Below are 20,562 nucleotides of genomic sequence, written 5' to 3'. Positions count from 1 at the left end.
ACCTGCGCGGCCTGGGCCGGCAGGTCGAGGGGCGCAGGGATCAGCCGCAGGTGGCGGTCTGCACTACCAGACTGGCGCTGGTGGTGATGGTCAGGCGCTGGGAATTGAAGTCCATGGTCATGGGGTCCTGCGGACGGACCACGCGGACGACCTGGGCACCGGCGCGCTGACGGCCTTCCTCGGCCAGGGCCGGGGAGAGGGCCTTGCCAACCAGATCCTGGACCGCATCGGAGTTGCAACGGCCACTGCTGCTGACGGCGCCGCTCGTGGTCGAGGAGGCCGCCGGGCTGTCCTGGGTTTCATGCGAGCTGCAACCGGCCAGCAGGGTGAAGAGGGCGGCACTGGCCAGCAGGAGAGGGGACTTGGAGCTCATGAGTTCGCCTTTTCGATCGTGGGGGAAGGAACCTTAACCCGTACGGGCCTCTGCATGGACCCCTCTGGGGTGGGCATTGTTACAAATCGCGAGTCAGGCGACGTTGATAGGCGCAGGTGACCAGTCATCTCTCAGGGATAAAGTTAACAAATATAACGTTCGGTAATCGGCCAAATTCGGTTGGGACGGCTTGATCCATTTTTGGCATCGACCATCATCGAACCAGGGCCATACGGCCTCTTACGGTGATGACAACAACAAGAAAGGAACACCCGCCATGCCAGCTCGCTATCCCGCCGCTTTCCCACCTGACGATCAGCCAATCCGCGCCCGCTAGGCCCTGATCCTCGCGCCCCAAGGCGCTTTCCGCCTCCTTCGTCAGGACTCACACCATGTCGACATCGCGCTCGCCCCAGGCCTGCGCACGGGCCCGCTCGTGCCTTGCGTTTGCCTCTCTCGCCGCTTTGCTTTTCAGCCAGGGCATTGCCGCCGCACCCTCGCTCAATCTGGAGCAACCGCCAAAGCCGCTCAACAGATTGGAGGTGGAACGGCCGCTACCGCCCGGTCCGCCGCGCTGGATCGAGGACTACCGCTTCCTCGACGATCCCGCCAAGCGCACCGATCCCTTCGATGGCCTGCGCTACCAGCGCCTGAGTGAGTCGGCCTGGCTGCAGACCGGTGGCGAGGCGCGCTATCGCTTCGATACCTTTCGTGATCCGGTCTTTGGTCGGCGCGGGGTGAACACCGACCACTACATCCAGCAGCGTCTGCAGCTGCACGCCGATCTACACCTGTTCGACGATGCGGTGCGTACCTTCGTCCAGCTGGAGAACACCCGGACCTGGAACAAGGCGATCTATGGCCCCTTCGACCAGAGTCGCACCGAGCTGCACCAGGCCTTCATCGACCTCAACACGCCACTGGCTGGCGGCAAACTGATGACCCGCATCGGTCGCCAGGAGCTGGGCTATGGCGAGCAGGTCCTGGTCACCTACCGCGACGGCCCCAACATCCGCATCAATTTCGACGGCCTGCGTCTGTCCTGGAACCAGCCGGGCGGCTATCGCCTGGATGCCTTCGCCCTGCGGCCGGTGGTGACCGGCGAGGACAGCTTCGACGACGGCTCCGACAACGCGGTCAAGTTCTATGGTCTCTACGGCACCCTGCCGCTGGCAGGACCGCTGCAGCTGGACGTCTATGGCTTCGGCCAGGAGAAGGATCAGCGCAGCCTGGACGGCCTGAGCGGCGCGGAGCAGCGCTACACCGGCGGCGTGCGGCTGTTCGGCAAGGCCGACGCCTGGGATTGGAGCTGGGATCTGATGGGGCAGGGCGGGCATCTCGATGGTGCCCAGATCCGCGCCTGGGCGGTGAGCAGCGAGACCGGCTACCGACTCGCCGGCGCCTGGAAGCCGCGCCTGGCCGTGCGCCTGGATGCCGCCAGCGGTGACGACCGGCCCGGCGATGACCGGGCCGGTACCTTCGATCCGCTGTATCCGAAGAACGGCGTCTACGGCAACTCCGGCCTCACCACCTTGGCCAACCTCTACCTGGTCGGTCCGCTGTTGACCCTTGCGCCCCAACCCACGCTGCAGCTGGAAAGCGGGCTGTTCGCCGTCTGGCGGCAGAACACCAACGACGGCGTCTATCTGCCGGGCATGGTGACGGTGCCGGGCTCCGCCGCCAGCAGCGCGCGCAAGACCGGCAACCTCTGGCGCAACAACCTGCGCTGGCGCCCCTTGCCCTACCTGACCCTGGACCTGGAATACAGCTACTTCCAGGCCGGCGCTGCGATCCGCCAGGCCGATGGCGACAGTACGAGCTACCTGTCGGCCGCCACCACCTTCCGTTTCTGAGGAATCCGCCATGCGTCTGTTCGCCAACGCCCCCTCCGGGGCTCGCCTGACCCTCATGCTGTGTTTCATCGTCGCCCTGCTGGAGGGCATGGACCTCCAGGCCATGGGCATCGCCGCCCCGGCCATGGCCAAGACCTTCGGCTTCCAGCCAGGGCAGATGGGCCTGGTGTTCAGCGCCAGCATCCTTGGCCTCCTGCCCGGCGCCTTCATTGGCGGCTGGTGTGCCGACCGTATCGGCCGCAAGAAGGTGCTGATCGCCTGCGTGCTGATCTTCGGTGTCTTTTCGGTGGCCACCGCCCATGTCTGGAGTCTCGAGAGCCTGCTGCTGGCGCGGCTGCTCACCGGCATCGGCCTGGGCGGTGCCCTGCCCAACCTGATCGCCCTGTCCGCCGAATCGGTGGACGAGCGTGCCCGCGCCACGGCGGTCAGCCTGATGTACTGCGGCGTGCCCCTGGGCGGTGCCCTGGCGGCCGTGGTGGGGCTGCTGGATGTCGGCCGCTGGCAGACGGTGTTCTATGTCGGCGGTCTGGCGCCGCTGCTGGTGGCGCCCCTGCTTGGACGTTACCTGGCGGAGACCGCCGGTTTTCTCCGCGGCCACGAAGCGGCTCAGGCCGGCAGCAGGCGCGGAGCCTGGCTGGGAGCGGTGCCGCTGTCGACCACCCTGCTGCTGTGGCTGGGCTACTTCTTCACCCTCACGGTGATGTACATGCTGCTCAACTGGTTGCCCTCGCTGCTGGTGGGCCAGGGCTTCAGCCGCGGCCAGGCGGTGGGGGTGCAGATTCTCTTCAACCTGGGCGGCGGCATCGGCTCGGTGCTGTTCGGCCTGCTCATGGATCGCTGGCGGCCACGCCTGACGGTGCTGGCCATCTACCTGGGCATCCTGCTGGGCCTGGCCGGACTGGGCCTGGCGAAGGCCTATCCGCTCGTGGCCCTGGCCGGCTTCGCCGCCGGGTTGTTCGTGGTCGGCGGCCAGCTGGTGCTCTATGCCCTGGCACCGCAACTCTATCCGGCGGCGGTACGGGCCACCGGGACCGGTGCGGCGGTGGCGGTGGGGCGCCTAGGCGCCATGGCCGGCCCCTTGCTGGCCGGCCAGGTGTTGGCCGTCGGCGGCGGTGCGGCGACCCTGGTGGTGGCCACCACCCCGGCGGTACTGGTGGCGGCGGGCGCTGTGCTGGCCCTGCTGCAACGCCGGGCACCGGCGCCGACCGCTACCGCCCGCGTGGAGGCTCCCGGTCATGCGTAGCCTGCTGCTGGTCATGCTGCTGCTGACCGGGCTAGCCCGCGCGGCCACGGCGAACGGCGATCCGGCCACCGCCACGCCGCCGCCGCTGCAGCTCGAACCCCTGGCGCGCTTCGAGGTAGCCCTCGACGCCCCGGTGTGGGAGTTGGGCCAGACCAGCGACCTGGGCAAGCGGCGCATCATCCCCATTACCGGTGGCCGCTTCGATGGCAAACGCCTGCACGGGCGGATCCTCAACAATGGCGCCGACTGGCAAGTGGTGACCGCCGATGGCCTGGCCATCATCGACACCCGCTATCTGCTGCAGACCGACGACGGCGCCCTGATCTATCTGCAGACCAAGGGCTATCGCTATGGCCCGCCGGAGGTGATGCGCGAGCTGGCGGCAGGCAAACCAGTGGACCCGCGGCGCTATTTCTTTCGCGTCACCCTGACCTTCGAGACCGCCGCCCCGGCCTATGCCTGGCTCAACCGCGCCCTGGGCGTGGGCAGCGCCATGCGCCTGGGCAAGGCGGTGGTCTACGACGCCTATCTGCTGCAATAGAGGAATACCCGATGGCTACCGGAATGAGTGCGCTCTACGACGATGTCCTGCTGCTGGACGGCGTGCGCACGCCCTGGACCGATCTGAATGGCGCCCTGGGGCAGGTATCGCCCACCGACCTGGGCATCGCCGTGGCCCGGGCGCTGCTGGCGCGCGGCCACGACGCCGGGGCGGTGGATTCCGTGCTGGCCGGCTCGGTGGCCCAGGCCAGCTTCGATGCCTATCTGCTGCCACGCCACATCGGCCTCTATGCCGGGGTGCCCGAGTCGGTACCGGCGTTGCAGGTGCAGCGGGTCTGCGGCACTGGCCTGGAGCTGCTGCGCCAGGCCGGTGACCAGTTGCAGAGCGGCCAGGCCAGCCAGGTGCTGTGCGTGGCGGCCGAGTCCATGACTCGCAATCCCATCGCCGCCTATACCCACCGCAGTGGCTTTCGCCTCGGTGCGCCGGTGGAATTCCACGACTTTCTCTGGGAGGCGCTCAAGGACCCGGCGGTCGGGCTGGACATGATCGCCACCGCGGAGCGGCTGGCGCAACGCCATGGCATCGCCCGCGAGGCTGTGGATGCCTGGGCGCTGCGCAGCTTCGAGCGCGCCCTGGCGGCCCAGCGCCAGGGCTGGTTCGCGGAAGAAATCGTGCCAGTGGCGGCGGCGCGCTTCGAGGCCGAGGGTCTGGCGCCGCGGAAGTTGCGCCTGCCGCGGGGCTGCGCGGTGGTCGAGCATGACAGCCATCCACGGGAAACCTCGCGGGAAGCCCTGGCACGGCTGACGCCAGTGCATCCGGGCGGGGTCCAGACCGCCGGCAACAGCTGCGCGGTGGCTGATGGCGCTGCCGCCGTGTTGCTGACGCGCGGTGCGGTCGCCGCACCGGAACGGGCACTGGCCTGGGTCCGGGGTAGCTGCGTGGTCGGGGTGCCGCCGGACCTCATGGGCAGCGGTCCGGTGCCGGCCATCCAGGGCCTGCTCGACCGTGCCGGCCTGACGCTGGACGCCATCGACCGCCTGGAGATCAACGAAGCCCAGGGCGCCCAGCTGCTGGCGGTACAGCGCGCCCTGGAGCTGGATCCGGCGCGACTCAATGTCCACGGCGGCGCCATCGCCCTGGGCCATCCGCTGGCCGCGACCGGTCTGCGCCTGGCCATTACCCTGGCGCGCCAGCTGCGTACCGAGGGGCTCAGGTATGGCGTGGCGGCGGTGTGCATTGGCGGCGGGCAGGGGATGGCGGTGTTGCTGGAGAATCCGGGGTGGCGGGGGCGTTAAGGTGCAGGGGGGTGGCCGGGGCGTGTTGGGCTTCGCGGGGCTTAGCCCAACCTACCGATGGCGCACGGCGCGCCTGACAGCCCCCTCTCCCTCGGGGAGAATGTTGGGGTGAGGGGATAGGCTCCGGCGTGTTGGGCTTCGCTGCGCTCAGCCCAACCTACCGATGGCGCACGGCGCGCCGGACAGCCCCCTCTCCCGCGGGGAGAGGGCTGGGGTGAGGGGATAGGCTTAGGTGTGTTGGGCTTCGCGGGGCTTAGCCCAACCTACCGATGGCACGGCGCGCCTGACAGCCCCCTCTCCCTCGGGGAGAGGGTTGGGGTGAGGGGATAGGCTCCGGCGTGTTGGGCTTCGCTGCGCTCAGCCCAACCTACGGAGGTGCAGGATGTGCCGGATTGCCCCCTCTCCCTCGGGGAGAGGGTTGGGGTGAGGGTAGCTTTCGACCCAACCTACGAAGCCTCCGCTGGCGGCAAGGCCAGGGGCGGGAAATGGATGGCCACCCGCAGACCCTGGCCGCCGGTCGCGGTCGCCAGTTCGATGCCGGCGTCGTGGGCGGTGGCGATGTCGCGGACGATGGCCAGCCCCAGACCCGTGCCGTGGATACCGCGGTCGAGGCGATAGAAGCGCTCGAAGATGCGTTCGCGCTCGGCCTCGGGGATGCCCGGGCCGTCGTCTTCCACTTCCAGCGTCGTCGCCCCGCCCTGACCGTGCAGCCGAACCGTGACCTGACCGCCCTGCGGGGTATATCTCAGGGCGTTGTCCACCAGGTTGTCGAGCAGGTCGCGCAGCTGGAAGGCGTTGCCCAGTACCGTCTGCGGCTCCAGTTCATAGCCCAGGTCGATGCCGTGGCAATCGGCCTGGGACAGCTGGCTGGGCATGGCTTCGCCGATGAGTTCGTCCAGCCGCAGGGGTTCGCGCGGCGGACTCTCCAGGCGCGCGGTGGCGGCGCGGGCCAGGGTCAGCAACTGGTTGGTCTGGCGGGTCATGCGCTCGGTGGCAGCCTGGAGTTGCGCCAGGGCCGCGGCGCTCTCGGCATCGCCGGCGTGCCGCTGGCGCAGCCACTGGGTCAGGGTGCTGATGCCGGCCAGCGGGGTGCGCAGCTGATGGGCCATGTCGTCGAGAAAGGCGCGCTGGTTGCGCGCGCCCTCGCGGATGCGCAGCAGCAGGCCGTTGAGCGCGGTGACGAAGGTGCCCAGCTCGCGGGGTGCCCCTTCTTCGCGCAGCGGGGCAAGGTCATCGTAGTGGCGGCTGTCGAGCTGGCGCCCCAGCCGTTCCAGCGGCTTCAGGCCGCGACGTACCGCCCACAGCAGCTGGGCGGCGATCAGCAGGGCGACCAGGATCTGCACCGCCACCAGGGTCAGCACCATGCGCTGCAGGGCGGCGGTGTGGCGACTCAGGGTCTGGGCCACGCTGGCCACCACTGGCTGCCCCGCCACGTTGCCTAGCCGGCCGACCATGAACACCGAGCGGTCATTGATGTGGGTGCGCAGGGCGGTGGTGTGGCCGTCGCGCATCTCGTCGGTGATCTCCTGGACCGGCATGGCGGCGTCGCCGAACAGCAGCTGACCGTCCAGGCTCCTCACCGCCAGCCAGACATGATCGTGGCTGTTGTGCCGCAGCAGGTAGTCGGCCTCCGCCGGCAGCCACAGGCGGCCATTGCCGTCCATCTCCAGCTGCTCGACCAGCAGGATCGCCGCGTCGGTGAGATCGCCGTCCAGGGCGCTGAACGCTGGCTTGCGGGCGAACTGGTAGCTGACCACTGCGCCGCCGAGGTTGACCAGCAGTACGGGCAGCACCAGCCACTTGAGCAGCCGCCGACGCAGGCTGGGCGCGGTGGCGGTCATGGCGCGGCTTCCTCCAGGCGATAGCCGAAGCCGCGCACGGTGCGGATGCCGACGCCCGAATCGGCCAGCTTCAAACGCAGACGCGAGACATAGACCTCCACGGCGTTGTGGGTCAGGTCCTCGCTACCCCAGGGCGCCAGGGCGTCGATGATCTGCTGCTTGGAGACCACCTTGCCGGCCTGGCGCAGCAGGTGTTCGAGTACGGCCCACTCGCGTGCCGAGAGATCCAGCGGCATGTCGCCGACGCGCGCCTGGTGGGCGGCGGTGTCCAGGCGCAGGGCGCCGAGGGTGAGGTCGGCACTGTTCTGGCCACCGGCGCGGCGGACCAGCGCCTTGATCCGCGCCACCAGTTCGGGCACGGCGAAGGGCTTGACCAGGTAGTCGTCGGCGCCCACCTCGAAGCCGTGCACCCGGTCGTCGATGGCGTCGCGGGCGGTGAGCAGCAGCACCGGCTGGTCACTGCCCCGCTGGCGCAGCCGCCGCACCACCTCGAAGCCGTCCAGGCCGCCAGGCAGGCCGATGTCCAGCACCACCACGGCGAAGCGGGTAGTGCGCAGCCAGGCATCGGCCTCGGCACCGTTACGCAGCAGATCGACCTGCATGCCATGCCCTTCCAGGACCCGGCGGATGCCGTCGGCCAGCGTGGCGTCGTCTTCGACGAGCAGGATGTGCATGGGCATTCCTCAAGCGGTGAGTACGGTCTGCCGCAGAGTGTAGCGTCCGCCGCCGAGGTCTGTCGCAGACCGCGCCGCTGCCCGCTGGCGCGTTCAGTCCGGTAGGTTGCAGAAGTCGCCCAGGGCGCGCACCTGGGCCAGGCGATGCAGGCTGTCCTGCCAGTGCTGGAGCTGGTAGCGGGTCACCGCCTGATCGACCTTGGCTTGGCAGTCCTTGTCCTGGCGCAGGGGCGCGGTGGCGGCCAGGCCATCGAGCAGGCGTCCCTGCAGCTCGTCCAGGCGGCTGCGAAGTTTGCTCAGGTCCGGTTTGTCTGGCGGCGGAATATGGTGCTGGCGCCGCCAGGCATCCAGCAGGCCGTATTGGACCAGCTTGTTGGCTTCCATCTGGATGCTGAAGAAGGTCCGGGCCGTGGCGGTCGGAACTCCCCGGTCGGCTGCCGCGCGTTGCACCGACTGCAGTACCTGCTGCTCGCGAGTCTCGTCGAGCACGGGTTTGCCCGTATCGAGCTTGCTGCGGGCGACTTGGTCGGCTATCGCCAGGCGTTGGCTGACGGCATCGATCAACGCCGGCAGGGGGTTGGCCACAGCGTGCAAGGGGCCACTCAGGGCGAGAGAGAGCAAGGACAGGCTGAGCACACGTAGATGACGCATGGCGATCTCCAGGAACAGGCGCGGGGAGTGAAATTTACAGGGGACACGTGAAGGTGTGGTTTCGTCAGACAGGATGGGTTGGGCCTGAAACCTGCATTCTAGAGCAGCTTGTGTGGCGCGAGGCACCCTGGATAGCTCCCAGCTCCCAGCTCCCAGCTCCCAACCGAGGTAGGTAGCGTGCGTATCAGGCTCGGGTGCGCGAGTGCCGTCACCTACGCATCTCCACCTGGCGGGTGTTCTGAAGCGCGACCGGGTTTCCCTCACCCCAGCCCTCTCCCGGCGGGAGAGGGAGCGGATCGGTGTGGGAGGTGAGGGAGGTGAGGAGGCGTAGGGTGGAAAACCGCGCAGCGTTTTCCGCGCGGGTGCCCGTGCATAGGTGCTCACCAGTGTTGGGCTTCGCTACGCTCAACCCAACCTACGAACTCCTCGTAGGTTGGGTTGAGACGGCGCTATCGTCGAAGCCCAACAAGGCGGATTCGAGCACAGGGCGTGACCGCGACCGGCGTCCTTCCCTTACCCCAGGAAAGGGAGCGGATCGGCGTGGGAGGTGAGGAGGCGTAGGGTGGAAAACCGCGCAGCGTTTTCCACGCGGGTGCCTGCGCATAGGTGCTCACCAGTGTTGGGCTTCGCTACGCTCAACCCAACCTACGAACTCCTCGTAGGTTGGGTTGAGACGGCGCTATCGTCGAAGCCCAACAAGGCGGATTCGAGCACAGGGCGTGACTGCGACCGGCGTCCTTCCCTTACCCCAAGAGAGCGGATCAGCGCGTCAGGGGAGGGGAGAGGCCTTAGGCCTCCTGCGCCGCCCGCACCTCGGCGGTCAGGGCCTGGAGGCGGGCGTCGAGGGCGTTCAGGGCGCCGGCATCGGCGGCGGTGTCCAGGCTCAGGCGCAGAGCGGCCAGCACCAGCAGTTCGATGGCATCGCCGCGGCGGCGGTCGCCCTGGATGGCGACCAGTTCGTCGCGCAGGCGGGCGGCGGCCTGTTGCAGGGCGGCGCGGTCGCCTTCGGCCACCTTGAAGCGGTAGCGGCGACCGAGCACCTCCACCTCGTCGTCGGCGCCCGCGTTGGCGGTCTTCACTCGACGGCCACGTGGCGCTGCTCGACCTCGGCCGCGGCCTGGTGCTCGACCGACTGAGCCGACAGCAGGGCCAGCAGGCCTTCCACGCGCTGACGGGTGCTGGCGCCGTGTTCTTCCTGCTCCATCAGACTCAGTTGCAGGGTGTCGTTTTCCTCGCGCGCGGCTTGCAGGGCCTGCTCCAGCTCGTGGGTGCGGGCGGTCAGGCGCTGGTTGCGTTGCAGCAGGTCGCGGATCGCGGTTTCCAGTTCGCTCAGGGTCTTGTCCAGCATGGGCGCGGTCGTCTCTCGTGTCAGGTTCAGGGCTGCCAGTGGGGGCAGGGTGTGCATTCTAGGCCTCTCGCCGACCACCGGCACCCCATTCATCGCGGGCTAAGCCCTTGTTTTGCCAAGGGGTTCACGGGGGTGGCCAGGCAACTGACGGGCTGTCAGGCAGTTGTCAGGTTGCGCTAAGGGGGCCGTAAGGCAAGGCGCCTTAGCCTGGGCTCATCGCGTCGGCTGTCCTGTTCCGGCGCCCCTCGCTTCGGATGAGCCGCCATGACCGATCTGTCCCAGAGCACCGCCCCGCATCAGCTGGACGAGCCGTTCCTGCCGTTCTCCCGGCCCAGCATCGGCGCCGAGGAAGTGGCCGCGGTGAGCAAGGTGCTGACCTCGGGCTGGATCACCACCGGCCCCCAGGCCAACCTGCTGGAAGAGCGTTTCGCCGATTCCGTGGGCGCCGCCCATGCCGTGGCCCTGTGCTCGGCCACCGCCGCCATGCACGTGACCCTGCTGGCACTGGACATCGGGCCGGGCGACGAGGTGATCACCCCCTCGCTGACCTGGGTCTCCACCGCCAACATGATCACCCTGATCGGTGCCACCCCGGTGTTCGTCGATGTCGACCGCGACACCCTGATGGTCTCCGCCGAGCAGGTGGCCGCGGCCATCACCCCGCGCACCAAGGCCATCGTCCCGGTGCACTACGCCGGCGCCAGTTGCGACCTGGCTCCGCTGCGTGCCCTGGCCCAGCAGCATGGCGTGGCGCTGATCGAAGACGCCGCCCACGCCGCTGGCACCCGCTACCAGGGCGAGCCCATCGGCCAGCGCGGCACCGCCATCTTCAGCTTTCACGCCATCAAGAATCTGACCTGCGCCGAAGGCGGCATGCTGGTGACCGACGACGCCACCCTGGCCGAGCGGGTGCGGCGGCTGAAATTCCATGGCCTGGCGGTGGATGCCTTCGACCGCCACGCCCTGGGCCGCAAGCCCCAGGCCCAGGTGCAGGAACCCGGCTTCAAGTACAACCTCTCGGACATCCACGCCGCCCTGGCCCTGGTGCAGCTGGATCGCCTGGGCGACATCAACAGCCGCCGCCGGCTGCTGGCCCAGGCCTACACCCAGCGCCTGGCGCATTTGCCGGTCGCCCCTCTGGCGCTGCCCGACTACGCCCAGACCCACGCCTGGCACCTCTACATCCTGCGCATCTGCCCCGAGCGTTGCGGGCTGGAGCGCGAAGCCTTCATGGCCGGCCTCAAGGCGCGCGGCATCGGCACCGGCATCCATTTCACCGCTACCCACCTGCACCCCTGGTACCGCGAGCGCTGGCCGGCGCTGGCGCTGCCCAACAGCGAATGGAATTCGGCACGGCTGTGCTCCATCCCGCTGTTTCCCGACATGACCCTCGCCGACGTTGACCGCGTGGTTGGCGCCATCGAAGACCTGCTGGAGAAAGGCGCATGAAGCCCTATGCCATCGACCGGGTATCCGTGGTGATTCCCGTCTACAACGAAGAGGCCAGCCTGCCGGAACTGCTGCGCCGCACCCGCGCCGCCTGCCGCCTGCTGGATTGCCAGGTGGAGATCATCCTGGTCGACGACGGCAGCCGCGACCGCAGCGCCGAACTGCTGCAGCAGGCCGCCAGCGAGCCGGACAGTCCCGTCGTGGCGGTGCTGCTCAATCGCAACTACGGCCAGCACTCGGCGATCCTCGCCGGCTTCGAGCAGGCCAGGGGCGATCTGATCATCACCCTGGACGCCGATCTGCAGAACCCGCCGGAAGAGATCCCGCGCCTGGTGCACACCGCCGCCCAGGGCTACGACGTGGTCGGCACCGTGCGCCAGCAGCGCCAGGATTCCTACCTGCGCACCCTGCCGTCGCGGCTGATCAATCGCGCCGTGCAGCGCTCCACCGGCGTCGCCATGCGCGACTACGGCTGCATGCTGCGCGCCTACCGCCGCCAGGTGGTGCAGTCGATGCTCGCCTGCCACGAGCGCAGCACCTTCATCCCGATCCTGGCCAACAGCTTCGCCCGCCACACCACCGAGATCGAGGTGGCCCACGCCGAGCGCGAACACGGGGATTCCAAGTACGGCTTCCTCAAGCTGATCAACCTGATGTTCGACCTGCTGACCTGCATGACCACCACGCCGCTGCGCATGCTCAGCCTGTTCGGCGGTGGTCTGGCCGTCTTCGGCTTCCTCTTCGCCGCGCTGCTGCTTGTCCTGCGCGTGACCCACGGCGCCGAGTGGGCGGCCGATGGCGTGTTCTCGCTGTTCGCCGTGCTGTTCATCTTTACCGGCGCCCAGTTCGTCGGCCTCGGTCTGCTCGGCGAGTACCTCGGCCGGGTGTACCACGACGTCCGTGCCCGGCCCCGGTTCCACGTGGAACAAGTGATCCGCGCCGCCACCCTTTCTCCTTCGCCGGCGCCGCTGCGCCAGGTCCAGTAACAGGAAAGCCCCTGATGAAAACCGCCATCGTCTTCGCCTACCACGACATCGGCTGCGCCGGCCTCGCCGCGCTGATCCAGGCCGGCTATCCCATCGCCGCCGTCTTTACCCACCCGGACGATCCGAGCGAGAACCGCTTCTTCGGTTCGGTGGCCCAGCTCTGCGCCCGCCATGGCATCCCGGTGCACGCGCCGGAAGACGTCAACCACCCGATCTGGGTCGAGCGCATCCGCGCCCTGGAGCCGGACTTCATCTTCTCCTTCTATTACCGCAACCTGCTGTCCAACGACGTCCTGGCCTGCGCCACGCGCGGCGCCTACAACCTGCACGGTTCGCTGCTGCCGCGCTATCGTGGTCGCGCCCCGGCCAACTGGGTGCTGGTCAACGGCGAGACCGAGACCGGAGTGACCCTGCACCGCATGGTCCAGCGCGCCGACGCCGGCGCCATCGTCGCCCAGCAGCGCGTCGCCATCGCCGCCGACGACACCGCCCTGACCCTGCACGCCAAGCTGCGCGAAGCCAGCCAGACGCTTCTGCGCGACGCCCTGCCGGCCCTGGCCGAAGGCCGCCTGACCGAGCGCGAGCAGGACGAGAGCCAGGCCACCACCTATGGCCGCCGCAGCGCCGCCGATGGCGAGCTGGAGTGGAGCCGTCCGGCCGTGGAGCTGAACAACCTGGTGCGCGCCGTGACCCAACCCTATCCGGGCGCCTTCGGCTGGATCGGTGATCGCAAGCTGATCGTCTGGAGCGCGCTGGCGCGCCAGGAAGCCCATGGCCAGGCCCCCGGCAGCGTACTGAGCCTGGAGCCCCTGCGCATCGCCTGTGGCGAGGGCGTCCTGGAAATCCAGGCCGGCCAGCTGGGCGACAACGGCCTCTATCTGTCCGGTCCGCAACTGGCCCGCGAAGCCGGCCTGGTGGCCGGTGCCCGCCTGCACCGCCAGGATCGCCGCGCCAAGCGCCGTACCCGGGTGCTGATCCTGGGCGTCAACGGTTTCATCGGCAACCACCTCTCCGAGCGCCTGCTGGCCGACGGCGAGTACGAGGTCTATGGCCTGGACATCGGCTCCGACGCCATCGAGCGGCTCAAGGTCGATCCGAATTTCCACTATGTGGAAGGCGACATCTCCATCCACACCGAGTGGCTGGAATACCACATCAAGAAGTGCGACGTGGTGCTGCCGCTGGTGGCCATCGCCACCCCCATCGAATACACCCGCAATCCGCTGCGCGTGTTCGAACTGGACTTCGAAGAAAACCTCAAGATCGTTCGCCACTGCGTGAAGTACGGAAAGCGCGTGATCTTCCCGTCCACCTCCGAGGTGTACGGCATGTGCCAGGACGAGCGCTTCGACGAAGACCGCTCCAACCTGGTGGTCGGCCCGATCAACAAGCAGCGCTGGATCTACTCGGTCTCCAAGCAGCTGCTCGACCGGGTCATCTGGGCCTATGGCGCCAAGGGCCTGAAATTCACCCTGTTCCGCCCGTTCAACTGGATGGGCCCGCGCCTGGATCGCCTGGACTCGGCGCGCATCGGCAGCTCCCGAGCCATCACCCAACTGATCCTCAACCTGGTGGAAGGCACCCCGATCAAGCTGGTGGACGGCGGCGCCCAGAAGCGCTGCTTCACCGACGTCGACGACGGCATCGAGGCGCTGTTCCGCATCATCGAGAACCAGGGCGGTCGCTGTGACGGCCAGATCATCAACATCGGCAACCCGGACAACGAAGCGAGCATTCGCGAGCTGGCCGAGGAGCTGCTGGCCCAGTTCGAGGCCCATCCGCTGCGCCACGAATTCCCGCCCTTCGCCGGCTTCCGCGAGGTGGAGAGCAAGAGCTTCTATGGCGACGGTTACCAGGACGTGGCCCACCGCAAGCCCAGCGTGGAGAACGCCCGCCGCCTGATCGACTGGCAGCCGAGCACCGCCATGGCCGCCACCGTCGGCAAGACGCTGGACTTCTTCCTGCGCGAAGCCATGGCGCAGCGGGAGGCCTGATGAACACCTTGATCCCGGCCAGCCTGCGCATCGACGTGGACACCTATCGCGGCACCCGCGAAGGGGTACCGCGGCTGCTCGACCTGCTGGACGAGGCCGGGGTCAAGGCCACCTTCTTCTTCAGCGTCGGGCCGGACAACATGGGGCGCCACCTCTGGCGCCTGGTGAAGCCGACCTTCCTGTGGAAGATGCTCAGGTCCAAGGCCGCCAGCCTCTATGGCTGGGACATCCTGCTGGCCGGCACCGCCTGGCCGGGTCGGCCCATCGGCCGCGACCTCGGCCACCTGATGCGCGAGACCCGCGCTCGTGGCCATGAAGTCGGGCTGCACGCCTGGGATCACCACGCCTGGCAGGCCCATACCGGCAGCTGGAGCCTGGAGCGCCTGGGCGAGGAGTTCGGTCGCGGTCTGCAGGCCCTGGAAGACATCCTCGGTGCCAAGGTGGACTGCTCCGCCGCCGCTGGCTGGCGCGCCGATCCGCGCGTGGTGCTGGCCAAGGAGGCCTTCGGCCTCAGATACAACAGCGATTGCCGCGGCAGCGCCCTGTTCCGCCCGCGGCTGGGCAACGGCGGCCACGGCACCCCTCAGGTACCGGTGGACATGCCGACCTTCGACGAAGTGGTCGGCCCTGAACTCGCTGCCGCCAACTGGAACAGCTACCTGCTCAAGCGCTTCCGTCCGGGCGCGCTAAACGTCTACACCCTGCACGCCGAGGTGGAAGGCATCGCCTTCGCCGAGGACTTCCGCGCCCTGCTCAAGGCGGCGCGGGAGGAGGGCATTCTCTTTCTGACCCTGGGTGACCGCCTGCCGGCCGACCCGCGCCAGTTGCCCGCGGGCAACCTGGTGCGGGGCAGCCTGGCCGGACGCCAGGGCTGGCTGGGCGTGCAGGCATGAGTCAACGTCGGTTCTGGATGCTGCTGCCGCTGGCGCTACTGGCCTACGGGCTGCCGCTGGGTTGGCGTGGCCTGTGGATCCCGGATGAGTCGCGCTATGCGCAGATCGCCCAGGAACTCTGGCGCCGCGGCGACTGGGTGGTGCCGCACTTCCTCGGCCTGCCGTACTTCGAAAAACCCATCGGCGGCTATTGGACCCAGGCCATCGCCCAGGCCTGGCTGGGCGATTCGCTGTTCAGCGTGCGCCTGGTGCCCTTGCTGGCCAGTCTCGCCACCGCCGCCCTGGTGGTGCGCCTGACCCGGCTGATCTGGCAGGACCGTCCCCTGGCGCTGCTCGCCGGGGTGCTCTATCTCTCCTGCATGGCCGTGGCGGGGCTGGCCACCTATGTGACCCTTGATGCCCAGTTCGCCTTCTGGATGGCACTGGCGCTGCTCGCCCTCTGGCAGGCGCAGGCCGCCGAAACCCGTAGCGCGGCCCTGGGCCAGTGGGCACTGCTGGGCCTGGCCTGTGGCTGTGGCCTGCTGACCAAGGGGTTTCTCGCCCTGGTGTTGCCGGTGCTGGTGGCCGTGCCTTTCTTCCTGCTGCAGGGACGCCTTGGCGAGTTGCTCTGCCGCGGTCCCCTCGCGGTGCTGGTGGCCGCTCTGGTGGTCGCCCCCTGGGCGCTGCTGGTGGCCCATCGCGATCCGGACTTCTGGAATTTCTTCTTCTGGCACGAACACATCCAGCGTTTCGCTGGCCAGGACGCCCAGCACGAGCGGCCTTTCTGGTTCTATGGCCCCATCCTGCTGGTGGCCATCCTGCCCTGGGCCGGCCTCTTGCCGCGTACCCTGGGGCGTACCTGGCAGGAACGCCGGCATGTCGGCACCGCCTTCCTGGGCATCGCCGTGGTCGGCCAGCTGCTGTTCTTCAGCCTCAGCCGGGGCAAGTTGCCCACCTACCTGCTGCCCGTCCTGGCCGCTCTGGTACCGCTGCTGGCGCGTACCCTGCTGGAGGCCGGACGCCGCGGTGCCACCGGCGCGCTGCGCCTGAACGGCCTGTGCAACCTGCTCCTGGGCCTGGCGGGGCTGGTGGCCCTGCTGATCTACGGCGGTCGCCTCTACGCGGCCGGTGAAGGCCTGACCCATGGCCTGGCCCTGCTGGCGCCCCTGGCCCTGCTGCTGGCCGGTCTGGCGGCGCTGGTCTGGCCGCGGCGTACCCTGTTGGCGCCGGCCCTGGCGCTCTGGGTGCTGTTGCCGCTGCTGTCCGTCGCGCTGCCCAACGGCCTGGTCGACAACAAGCTGCCGAGCAGCTTCATCCAGGCCCAGCTCGGCCACTTCAAGCACGCCGGCCTGCTGCTCAGCAACGACCTCGGCGTGGCCGCCAGCCTGGCCTGGGCCACCCACCGCGACGACGTGGTGCTGGTAGGCGGTCCGGGCGAACTCAAGTACGGCTTCGCCCGTGAACCCGACAGCGGGCGCCTGATCGAAGAGCGCGACCTGGCCGGCTGGCTCGCCGCCCATCGCGACCAGGGCCCGGTGGCCATCCTGCTGCGGGTGGACGGCCCCAGTGACCGCCAGCTGCTCGACAGCCTGCCCGAGCCAGGCGAGAGCATCGCCAGCGAGCGCCTGGTCTTGCTGGTCTATCCGAGGACCGGGCAATGAGCGCCGTCGACGGCCTGCTGATCGCCCTGGTGATCCTGCTCACCAGCGCCGGCCAACTGGGCCAGAAGCGCGCGGTGGCTGCGGGCGGTGCCCTGGCCGCGCGACTGCGTTCGCCCTGGCTGTGGGGCGCGCTGGTCTGCCTGGGCGTGGCTCTGCTGGTCTGGTGCGCGGTGCTGCAGCGGGTGCCGGTGGGCGTCGCCTATCCCTTGCTCTCGCTCAACACCCTGGCGGTGACCCTGCTGGCCCGGCTGGTGTTTGGCGAGAGGGTGGATGCCCGCGCCTGGTGCGGCTGCCTTTGCATCGTCGCCGGCGCCGCGCTGCTGGGGGGCCAGGCATGAACGGCCTGTTCCCGCTCGGCCTGAGCATCCTGCTCACCACCCTCGCGCAACTGTCCCTGCGCGCCGCCCTGGTGCGGCTGCCGGCGATGGCCACGTGGCTGAGCACGCCGTCGGCGCTGTTCGGCGCGGCCGGTCTGCTGCTGGCCCTGGGCATCCTCTGCTATGGCCTGTCGCTGCTGGCCTGGCTGGCGGCCCTGGCGCGCCTGCCGCTGGGTCGCGCCTATGCGGCGCTGGGCCTCTCCTATGTGTTCGTCCACCTCGGCGCGGCCTGGCTGCCAGGCGCCGCTGAATCCTTCACCCCCTGGAAAACCCTGGGCGTCGCGCTGGTCGTGGCCGGCGTCGCCCTTGTCGGCGGGCCCCGGGCCAGCGCCACTCCCACCCTGAGGAATACCCTATGAACATCAGCGTTTTCGGCATCGGCTACGTGGGTCTGGTGCAGGCCGCCGTGCTGGCGGAAGTCGGCCACCAGGTGGTGTGCATGGACATCGACCGCACCAAGATCGACAAGCTCAAGCGCGGCGAGGTAACCCTCTACGAGCCGGGTCTGGAAGAGCTGGTGCGCAGCAACCTGGCCGCCGGTCGCCTGGTGTTCACCCACGAGGCCGCAGAGGCCGTGGCCCATGGCGCCGTGCAATTCATCGCCGTGGGCACCCCGCCGGCCGCCGATGGCTCGGCCGATCTGTCCGCCGTCTTCGCCGTGGCCGAGACCATTGCCCGCCTGCGTCGCGAGCCGCTGATCGGCCAGCCGGTCTCCCGCGATCCGCTGCTGGTGGTGAACAAGTCCACCGTGCCGGTGGGCACCGGCGACCGCGTTCGCGCGCTGATCCACGAGGTGCTGGCCGAAGAGGGCCGCACCCTGCACGTGGAGGTGGTCTCCAACCCGGAATTCCTCAAGGAAGGCGCCGCCATCGCCGACTGCAAGAAGCCCGATCGCATCGTGGTGGGCACCGACTCGCCGGTGGCCCGCGACGTGATGCGCGAACTCTATGCGCCCTTCAACCGCAACCATGACCGTATCCAGTGCATGGACCTGCGCAGTGCCGAACTGGCCAAGTACGCCGCCAACAGCCTCTTGGCGGTCAAGATCAGCTTCATCAACCAGATCGCCGAACTCGCCGAGCACGTCGGCGCCGACATCGAGGCGGTGCGCCAGGCCATCGGCGCCGATCCGCGCATCGGCCACCACTTCATCTACCCGGGCTGTGGCTACGGCGGCTCCTGCTTCCCCAAGGACCTGCAGGCGCTGATCCGCACCGGCGAGGAAAATGCCGTGGAGCTGGATCTGCTGCGCGCCGTGGAAGCCATCAACGTGCGCCAGAAGACCAAGCTGTTCGAGCGCATCAATACCTACTTCGACGGCGACCTGCGCGGTCGCACCTTCGCCCTCTGGGGCCTGGCCTTCAAGCCCAACACCGACGACATGCGCGATGCGCCCAGCCGGGTGCTGATGGAAGCCCTCTGGGCAGCCGGCGCCAAGGTGCGCGCCTTCGACCCGGTGGCCATGGCCGAGGCCCAGCGCCTCTATGGCCATGACGAGCGCCTGGCGCTGATGGGCACCCCTGAGGCGGCCCTGGCCGGCGCCGATGCCCTGGTCATCTGCACCGAGTGGCAACAGTTCAAGGCCCCGGACTTCGACCTCATCGCCCGTCAGCTCAACCAGCCGCTGATCTTCGACGGCCGCAACCTGTTCGATCCCGAGCGCATGGAGCGCCGCGGCATCGAATACTTCGCCATCGGTCGTGGCGCTGCCCTGAGCGGTCCCCAGGTCGCCCGCCGCGTGGATGCCGCCTGATGGTCTCGCCGATGCCCCTGACCCCACGCAGCGCGCCCATGGTCACGCTGCCGGCGGCCAGTCGCCTGCGCCGCGAAAGCCTGCTGCTCGGACTGGTCGCCACCCTGATGTTCACCCTCGGCATCTGGAACCAGGCGCCCCAGGGCTTCGACGGCCGCTGGGCGGTGTTTCTCGGCGAGATGTTCCGCCATGGCCCATCCTTTTTCGCCACCACCTACGGCCAGCCCTATCCGGACTATCCCGGCACCGCTACCTGGCTGAGCTGGCTGGCGGCGCGGGTGATCGGCGCGCCCAATCACCTGGCGAATGTCCTGCCCACCGCCCTGGCCTCGGCCGGCGTGCTGGCGCTGACCTATCGACTGCTGGCCGACACCCGCCGCACCTGGGCGCTGCTCACGGTGCTGCTGGTGGCCCTGACCCCGCAATGGCTGGAAAAGGCCCGCGCGGTCTGCCTGGACCAGCTGGTCGCCCTGGTGGTGCTGGCCTGCTTCTATCTGATGCACAGCGCCGACCGCGACGGTCGTCCGCTGCGCCGGCTGCTGGTGCTGCCGCTGTTCGCCCTGGGCTTCGCCATCCGTGGCCCGCTCGGGCTGATCGAGCCCTGCGGCGTGGTCTGTCTCTACTGGCTGGTGGTGGCCTGGGGCGAACCGGCGCGCCGCACCTTCGCCCTGCAACGCCTGTTTGGCTATGGCCTGGCCGGTCTGGCCCTGCTCGTCCTGGGCTGGTGGACGCTGATCCAGCTGGCCCACCATGAAGGCGGCGCGGATTTCGCCGCCGAGGTCTGGCACATGCAGGTCACCGGCCGGCTGGACGAGAGCGGCAAGCCGTTCTGGTTCTATCTGCAACTAGGTCTGTATCGCTATCTGCCGGTGCTGCCCCTGGCGCTGCTGATACTGATCGCCGAGCGCCGCCGCCTGCTGAGCTGGCCACACACCGCCCAGCGTCGTCTGCTGCTGGGACTCGCCGGCAGCGGCCTACTGATCCTGATCGGGCTGTCCATCCCGCACTTCAAGCGCGCCTACTATGTGGTGCCCATGGTGCCCTTCCTGGCCGCCATCGCCGCCCATGGCCTGCTGCGTGCGGAGGGCTGGTTCCGCCGGGTCGCGCCGCTCTACACGGCGCTGGTGCTGGCGCTGCCCGGGCTGGCCCTGGTGGCCATGCTGGTCTGTCGTCACCTCTGGCAGCGCCACGGCTACTGGCCGGACGTTTCCCTGGCGCTGCTGGTGCCGGTCTTCATCGCCCTGCAGATCGCCGCCCTGGTCGGCTGGCGCCGCCTGAGCGGCAGTCGCCAGTTGCTTGCCCTGAGCGCCCTGGCGCTGGCCGCCCAGTGGCTGATGCTGGTCGCGGTGGTGGAGCCGGCGCAGGACCTGCAGTACGACACCCGCGGCTTCGTCCAGCAGGTGGAAGGCCTGCGTCAGCAGCAGCCGGGGCCGCTGGTGTTCTTTGGCCTCGGCCAGGATAGCTGGGCGATCCGCTACATGATGAACCTGGACCATGACGAGCAGCCGATCTTCATCGCCCGACCCCAGGTCGCGGACCTGGCGCACCTGCCGTCCGGCGCCTGGATCATCCTGGCCCGCGACGACCGCGGCCTGCTGGCCGGCACCCCCTTGGCCGACCTGACCCCGGTGCTGGGCCGCCGTCTCAACGGCAATCCCTGCCTGGTGTATCGCCTGCCCTGAGGCCCCTG

The 20,562-nt window shown here is 68.9% G+C and carries 19 protein-coding genes; 13 read left to right on the top strand and 6 right to left on the bottom strand.

Going from position 1 to position 20,562, the window contains the following annotated elements; all coding sequences use genetic code 11:
- Positions 1–40: 40 nt before the first annotated feature.
- Positions 41–373, bottom strand: coding sequence for an I78 family peptidase inhibitor (locus tag PJ259_RS15505; protein ID WP_017639258.1), 333 nt, complete (start codon positions 371–373; stop codon positions 41–43).
- 392 nt (positions 374–765) lie between these two features.
- Between PJ259_RS15505 and PJ259_RS15500 the strand changes: the two genes are divergently transcribed.
- From PJ259_RS15500 to PJ259_RS15485, 4 genes are read left to right on the top strand one after another with little or no spacing between them, the layout of a single operon-like run.
- On the top strand, positions 766–2,226 hold the full coding sequence (locus PJ259_RS15500; RefSeq protein ID WP_271653404.1) for an alginate export family protein: 1,461 nt from the start codon (positions 766–768) through the stop codon (positions 2,224–2,226).
- A gap of 10 nt (positions 2,227–2,236) precedes the next feature.
- Positions 2,237–3,469 (top strand): 3-(3-hydroxy-phenyl)propionate transporter MhpT, encoded by a 1,233-nt coding sequence (gene mhpT / locus PJ259_RS15495; RefSeq protein ID WP_271653403.1) that lies wholly within the window; start codon positions 2,237–2,239, stop codon positions 3,467–3,469.
- A complete protein-coding gene (locus tag PJ259_RS15490; protein WP_271653402.1) occupies positions 3,462–4,010 on the top strand; it encodes a DUF3237 domain-containing protein in 549 nt (182 codons plus the stop codon). Before mhpT ends, PJ259_RS15490 begins: the two co-directional genes overlap by 8 nt.
- Before the next feature lie 23 nt (positions 4,011–4,033).
- Positions 4,034–5,266: a thiolase family protein gene (locus PJ259_RS15485; protein WP_442964900.1), complete on the top strand. Its 1,233-nt coding sequence runs from the start codon at positions 4,034–4,036 to the stop codon at positions 5,264–5,266.
- A 446-nt stretch (positions 5,267–5,712) separates the two neighbouring features.
- Here PJ259_RS15485 and PJ259_RS15480 read toward each other — a convergent pair whose 3' ends face one another.
- The 5 genes from PJ259_RS15480 to PJ259_RS15460 form a co-directional block, all read right to left on the bottom strand.
- Positions 5,713–7,107 (bottom strand): sensor histidine kinase, encoded by a 1,395-nt coding sequence (locus tag PJ259_RS15480; RefSeq protein WP_271653400.1) that lies wholly within the window; start codon positions 7,105–7,107, stop codon positions 5,713–5,715.
- Positions 7,104–7,781, bottom strand: a complete 678-nt coding sequence (locus tag PJ259_RS15475) for a response regulator transcription factor (RefSeq protein WP_271653399.1) — start codon at positions 7,779–7,781, stop codon at positions 7,104–7,106. Before PJ259_RS15475 ends, PJ259_RS15480 begins: the two co-directional genes overlap by 4 nt.
- A gap of 93 nt (positions 7,782–7,874) precedes the next feature.
- Positions 7,875–8,432: a chorismate mutase gene (locus PJ259_RS15470; protein ID WP_271653398.1), complete on the bottom strand. Its 558-nt coding sequence runs from the start codon at positions 8,430–8,432 to the stop codon at positions 7,875–7,877.
- 788 nt (positions 8,433–9,220) lie between these two features.
- Entirely contained in the window at positions 9,221–9,511 is a 291-nt protein-coding gene (zapA, locus tag PJ259_RS15465) for a cell division protein ZapA (protein WP_059316677.1), read from the bottom strand.
- Positions 9,508–9,837, bottom strand: a complete 330-nt coding sequence (locus PJ259_RS15460) for a hypothetical protein (RefSeq protein WP_271653397.1) — start codon at positions 9,835–9,837, stop codon at positions 9,508–9,510. The genes zapA and PJ259_RS15460 overlap by 4 nt, the downstream gene beginning before the upstream one ends.
- 243 nt (positions 9,838–10,080) lie before the next feature.
- On the opposite strand from PJ259_RS15460, the gene arnB reads away from it, so the two are divergent.
- From arnB to PJ259_RS15415, 9 genes are read left to right on the top strand one after another with little or no spacing between them, the layout of a single operon-like run.
- Positions 10,081–11,229 carry a UDP-4-amino-4-deoxy-L-arabinose aminotransferase gene (arnB, locus tag PJ259_RS15455; protein ID WP_271655880.1) on the top strand — a complete coding sequence of 383 codons (1,149 nt, stop codon included), beginning with the start codon at positions 10,081–10,083 and terminating at the stop codon, positions 11,227–11,229.
- Positions 11,226–12,215 carry an undecaprenyl-phosphate 4-deoxy-4-formamido-L-arabinose transferase gene (gene arnC, locus PJ259_RS15450; protein WP_241807518.1) on the top strand — a complete coding sequence of 330 codons (990 nt, stop codon included), beginning with the start codon at positions 11,226–11,228 and terminating at the stop codon, positions 12,213–12,215. The genes arnB and arnC overlap by 4 nt, the downstream gene beginning before the upstream one ends.
- Positions 12,216–12,229: 14 nt before the next feature.
- A complete protein-coding gene (gene arnA, locus PJ259_RS15445; RefSeq protein WP_059316673.1) occupies positions 12,230–14,209 on the top strand; it encodes a bifunctional UDP-4-amino-4-deoxy-L-arabinose formyltransferase/UDP-glucuronic acid oxidase ArnA in 1,980 nt (659 codons plus the stop codon).
- A gap of 11 nt (positions 14,210–14,220) precedes the next feature.
- Entirely contained in the window at positions 14,221–15,102 is an 882-nt protein-coding gene (gene arnD / locus PJ259_RS15440) for a 4-deoxy-4-formamido-L-arabinose-phosphoundecaprenol deformylase (RefSeq protein ID WP_271655879.1), read from the top strand.
- On the top strand, positions 15,099–16,742 hold the full coding sequence (gene arnT / locus PJ259_RS15435) for a lipid IV(A) 4-amino-4-deoxy-L-arabinosyltransferase (RefSeq protein WP_271653396.1): 1,644 nt from the start codon (positions 15,099–15,101) through the stop codon (positions 16,740–16,742). The genes arnD and arnT overlap by 4 nt, the downstream gene beginning before the upstream one ends.
- Positions 16,739–17,080, top strand: coding sequence for an EamA family transporter (locus PJ259_RS15430; RefSeq protein WP_059316671.1), 342 nt, complete (start codon positions 16,739–16,741; stop codon positions 17,078–17,080). The genes arnT and PJ259_RS15430 overlap by 4 nt, the downstream gene beginning before the upstream one ends.
- On the top strand, positions 17,077–17,478 hold the full coding sequence (gene arnF / locus PJ259_RS15425) for a 4-amino-4-deoxy-L-arabinose-phosphoundecaprenol flippase subunit ArnF (RefSeq protein ID WP_059316670.1): 402 nt from the start codon (positions 17,077–17,079) through the stop codon (positions 17,476–17,478). Before PJ259_RS15430 ends, arnF begins: the two co-directional genes overlap by 4 nt.
- A complete protein-coding gene (locus PJ259_RS15420; RefSeq protein WP_271653395.1) occupies positions 17,475–18,872 on the top strand; it encodes a UDP-glucose dehydrogenase family protein in 1,398 nt (465 codons plus the stop codon). Before arnF ends, PJ259_RS15420 begins: the two co-directional genes overlap by 4 nt.
- Positions 18,872–20,554 carry an ArnT family glycosyltransferase gene (locus PJ259_RS15415; protein ID WP_271653394.1) on the top strand — a complete coding sequence of 561 codons (1,683 nt, stop codon included), beginning with the start codon at positions 18,872–18,874 and terminating at the stop codon, positions 20,552–20,554. Before PJ259_RS15420 ends, PJ259_RS15415 begins: the two co-directional genes overlap by 1 nt.
- Positions 20,555–20,562: the final 8 nt, after the last annotated feature.

Origin of the sequence: Pseudomonas sp. JBR1 (assembly GCF_028198185.1) — a bacterium.
GTDB classification, from domain to species: Bacteria; Pseudomonadota; Gammaproteobacteria; order Pseudomonadales; family Pseudomonadaceae; genus Chryseomonas; species Chryseomonas oryzihabitans_E.
The sequence above is the reverse complement of the archived record's forward strand: the minus strand, read 5'-3'. Positions and strand labels throughout refer to the sequence as shown.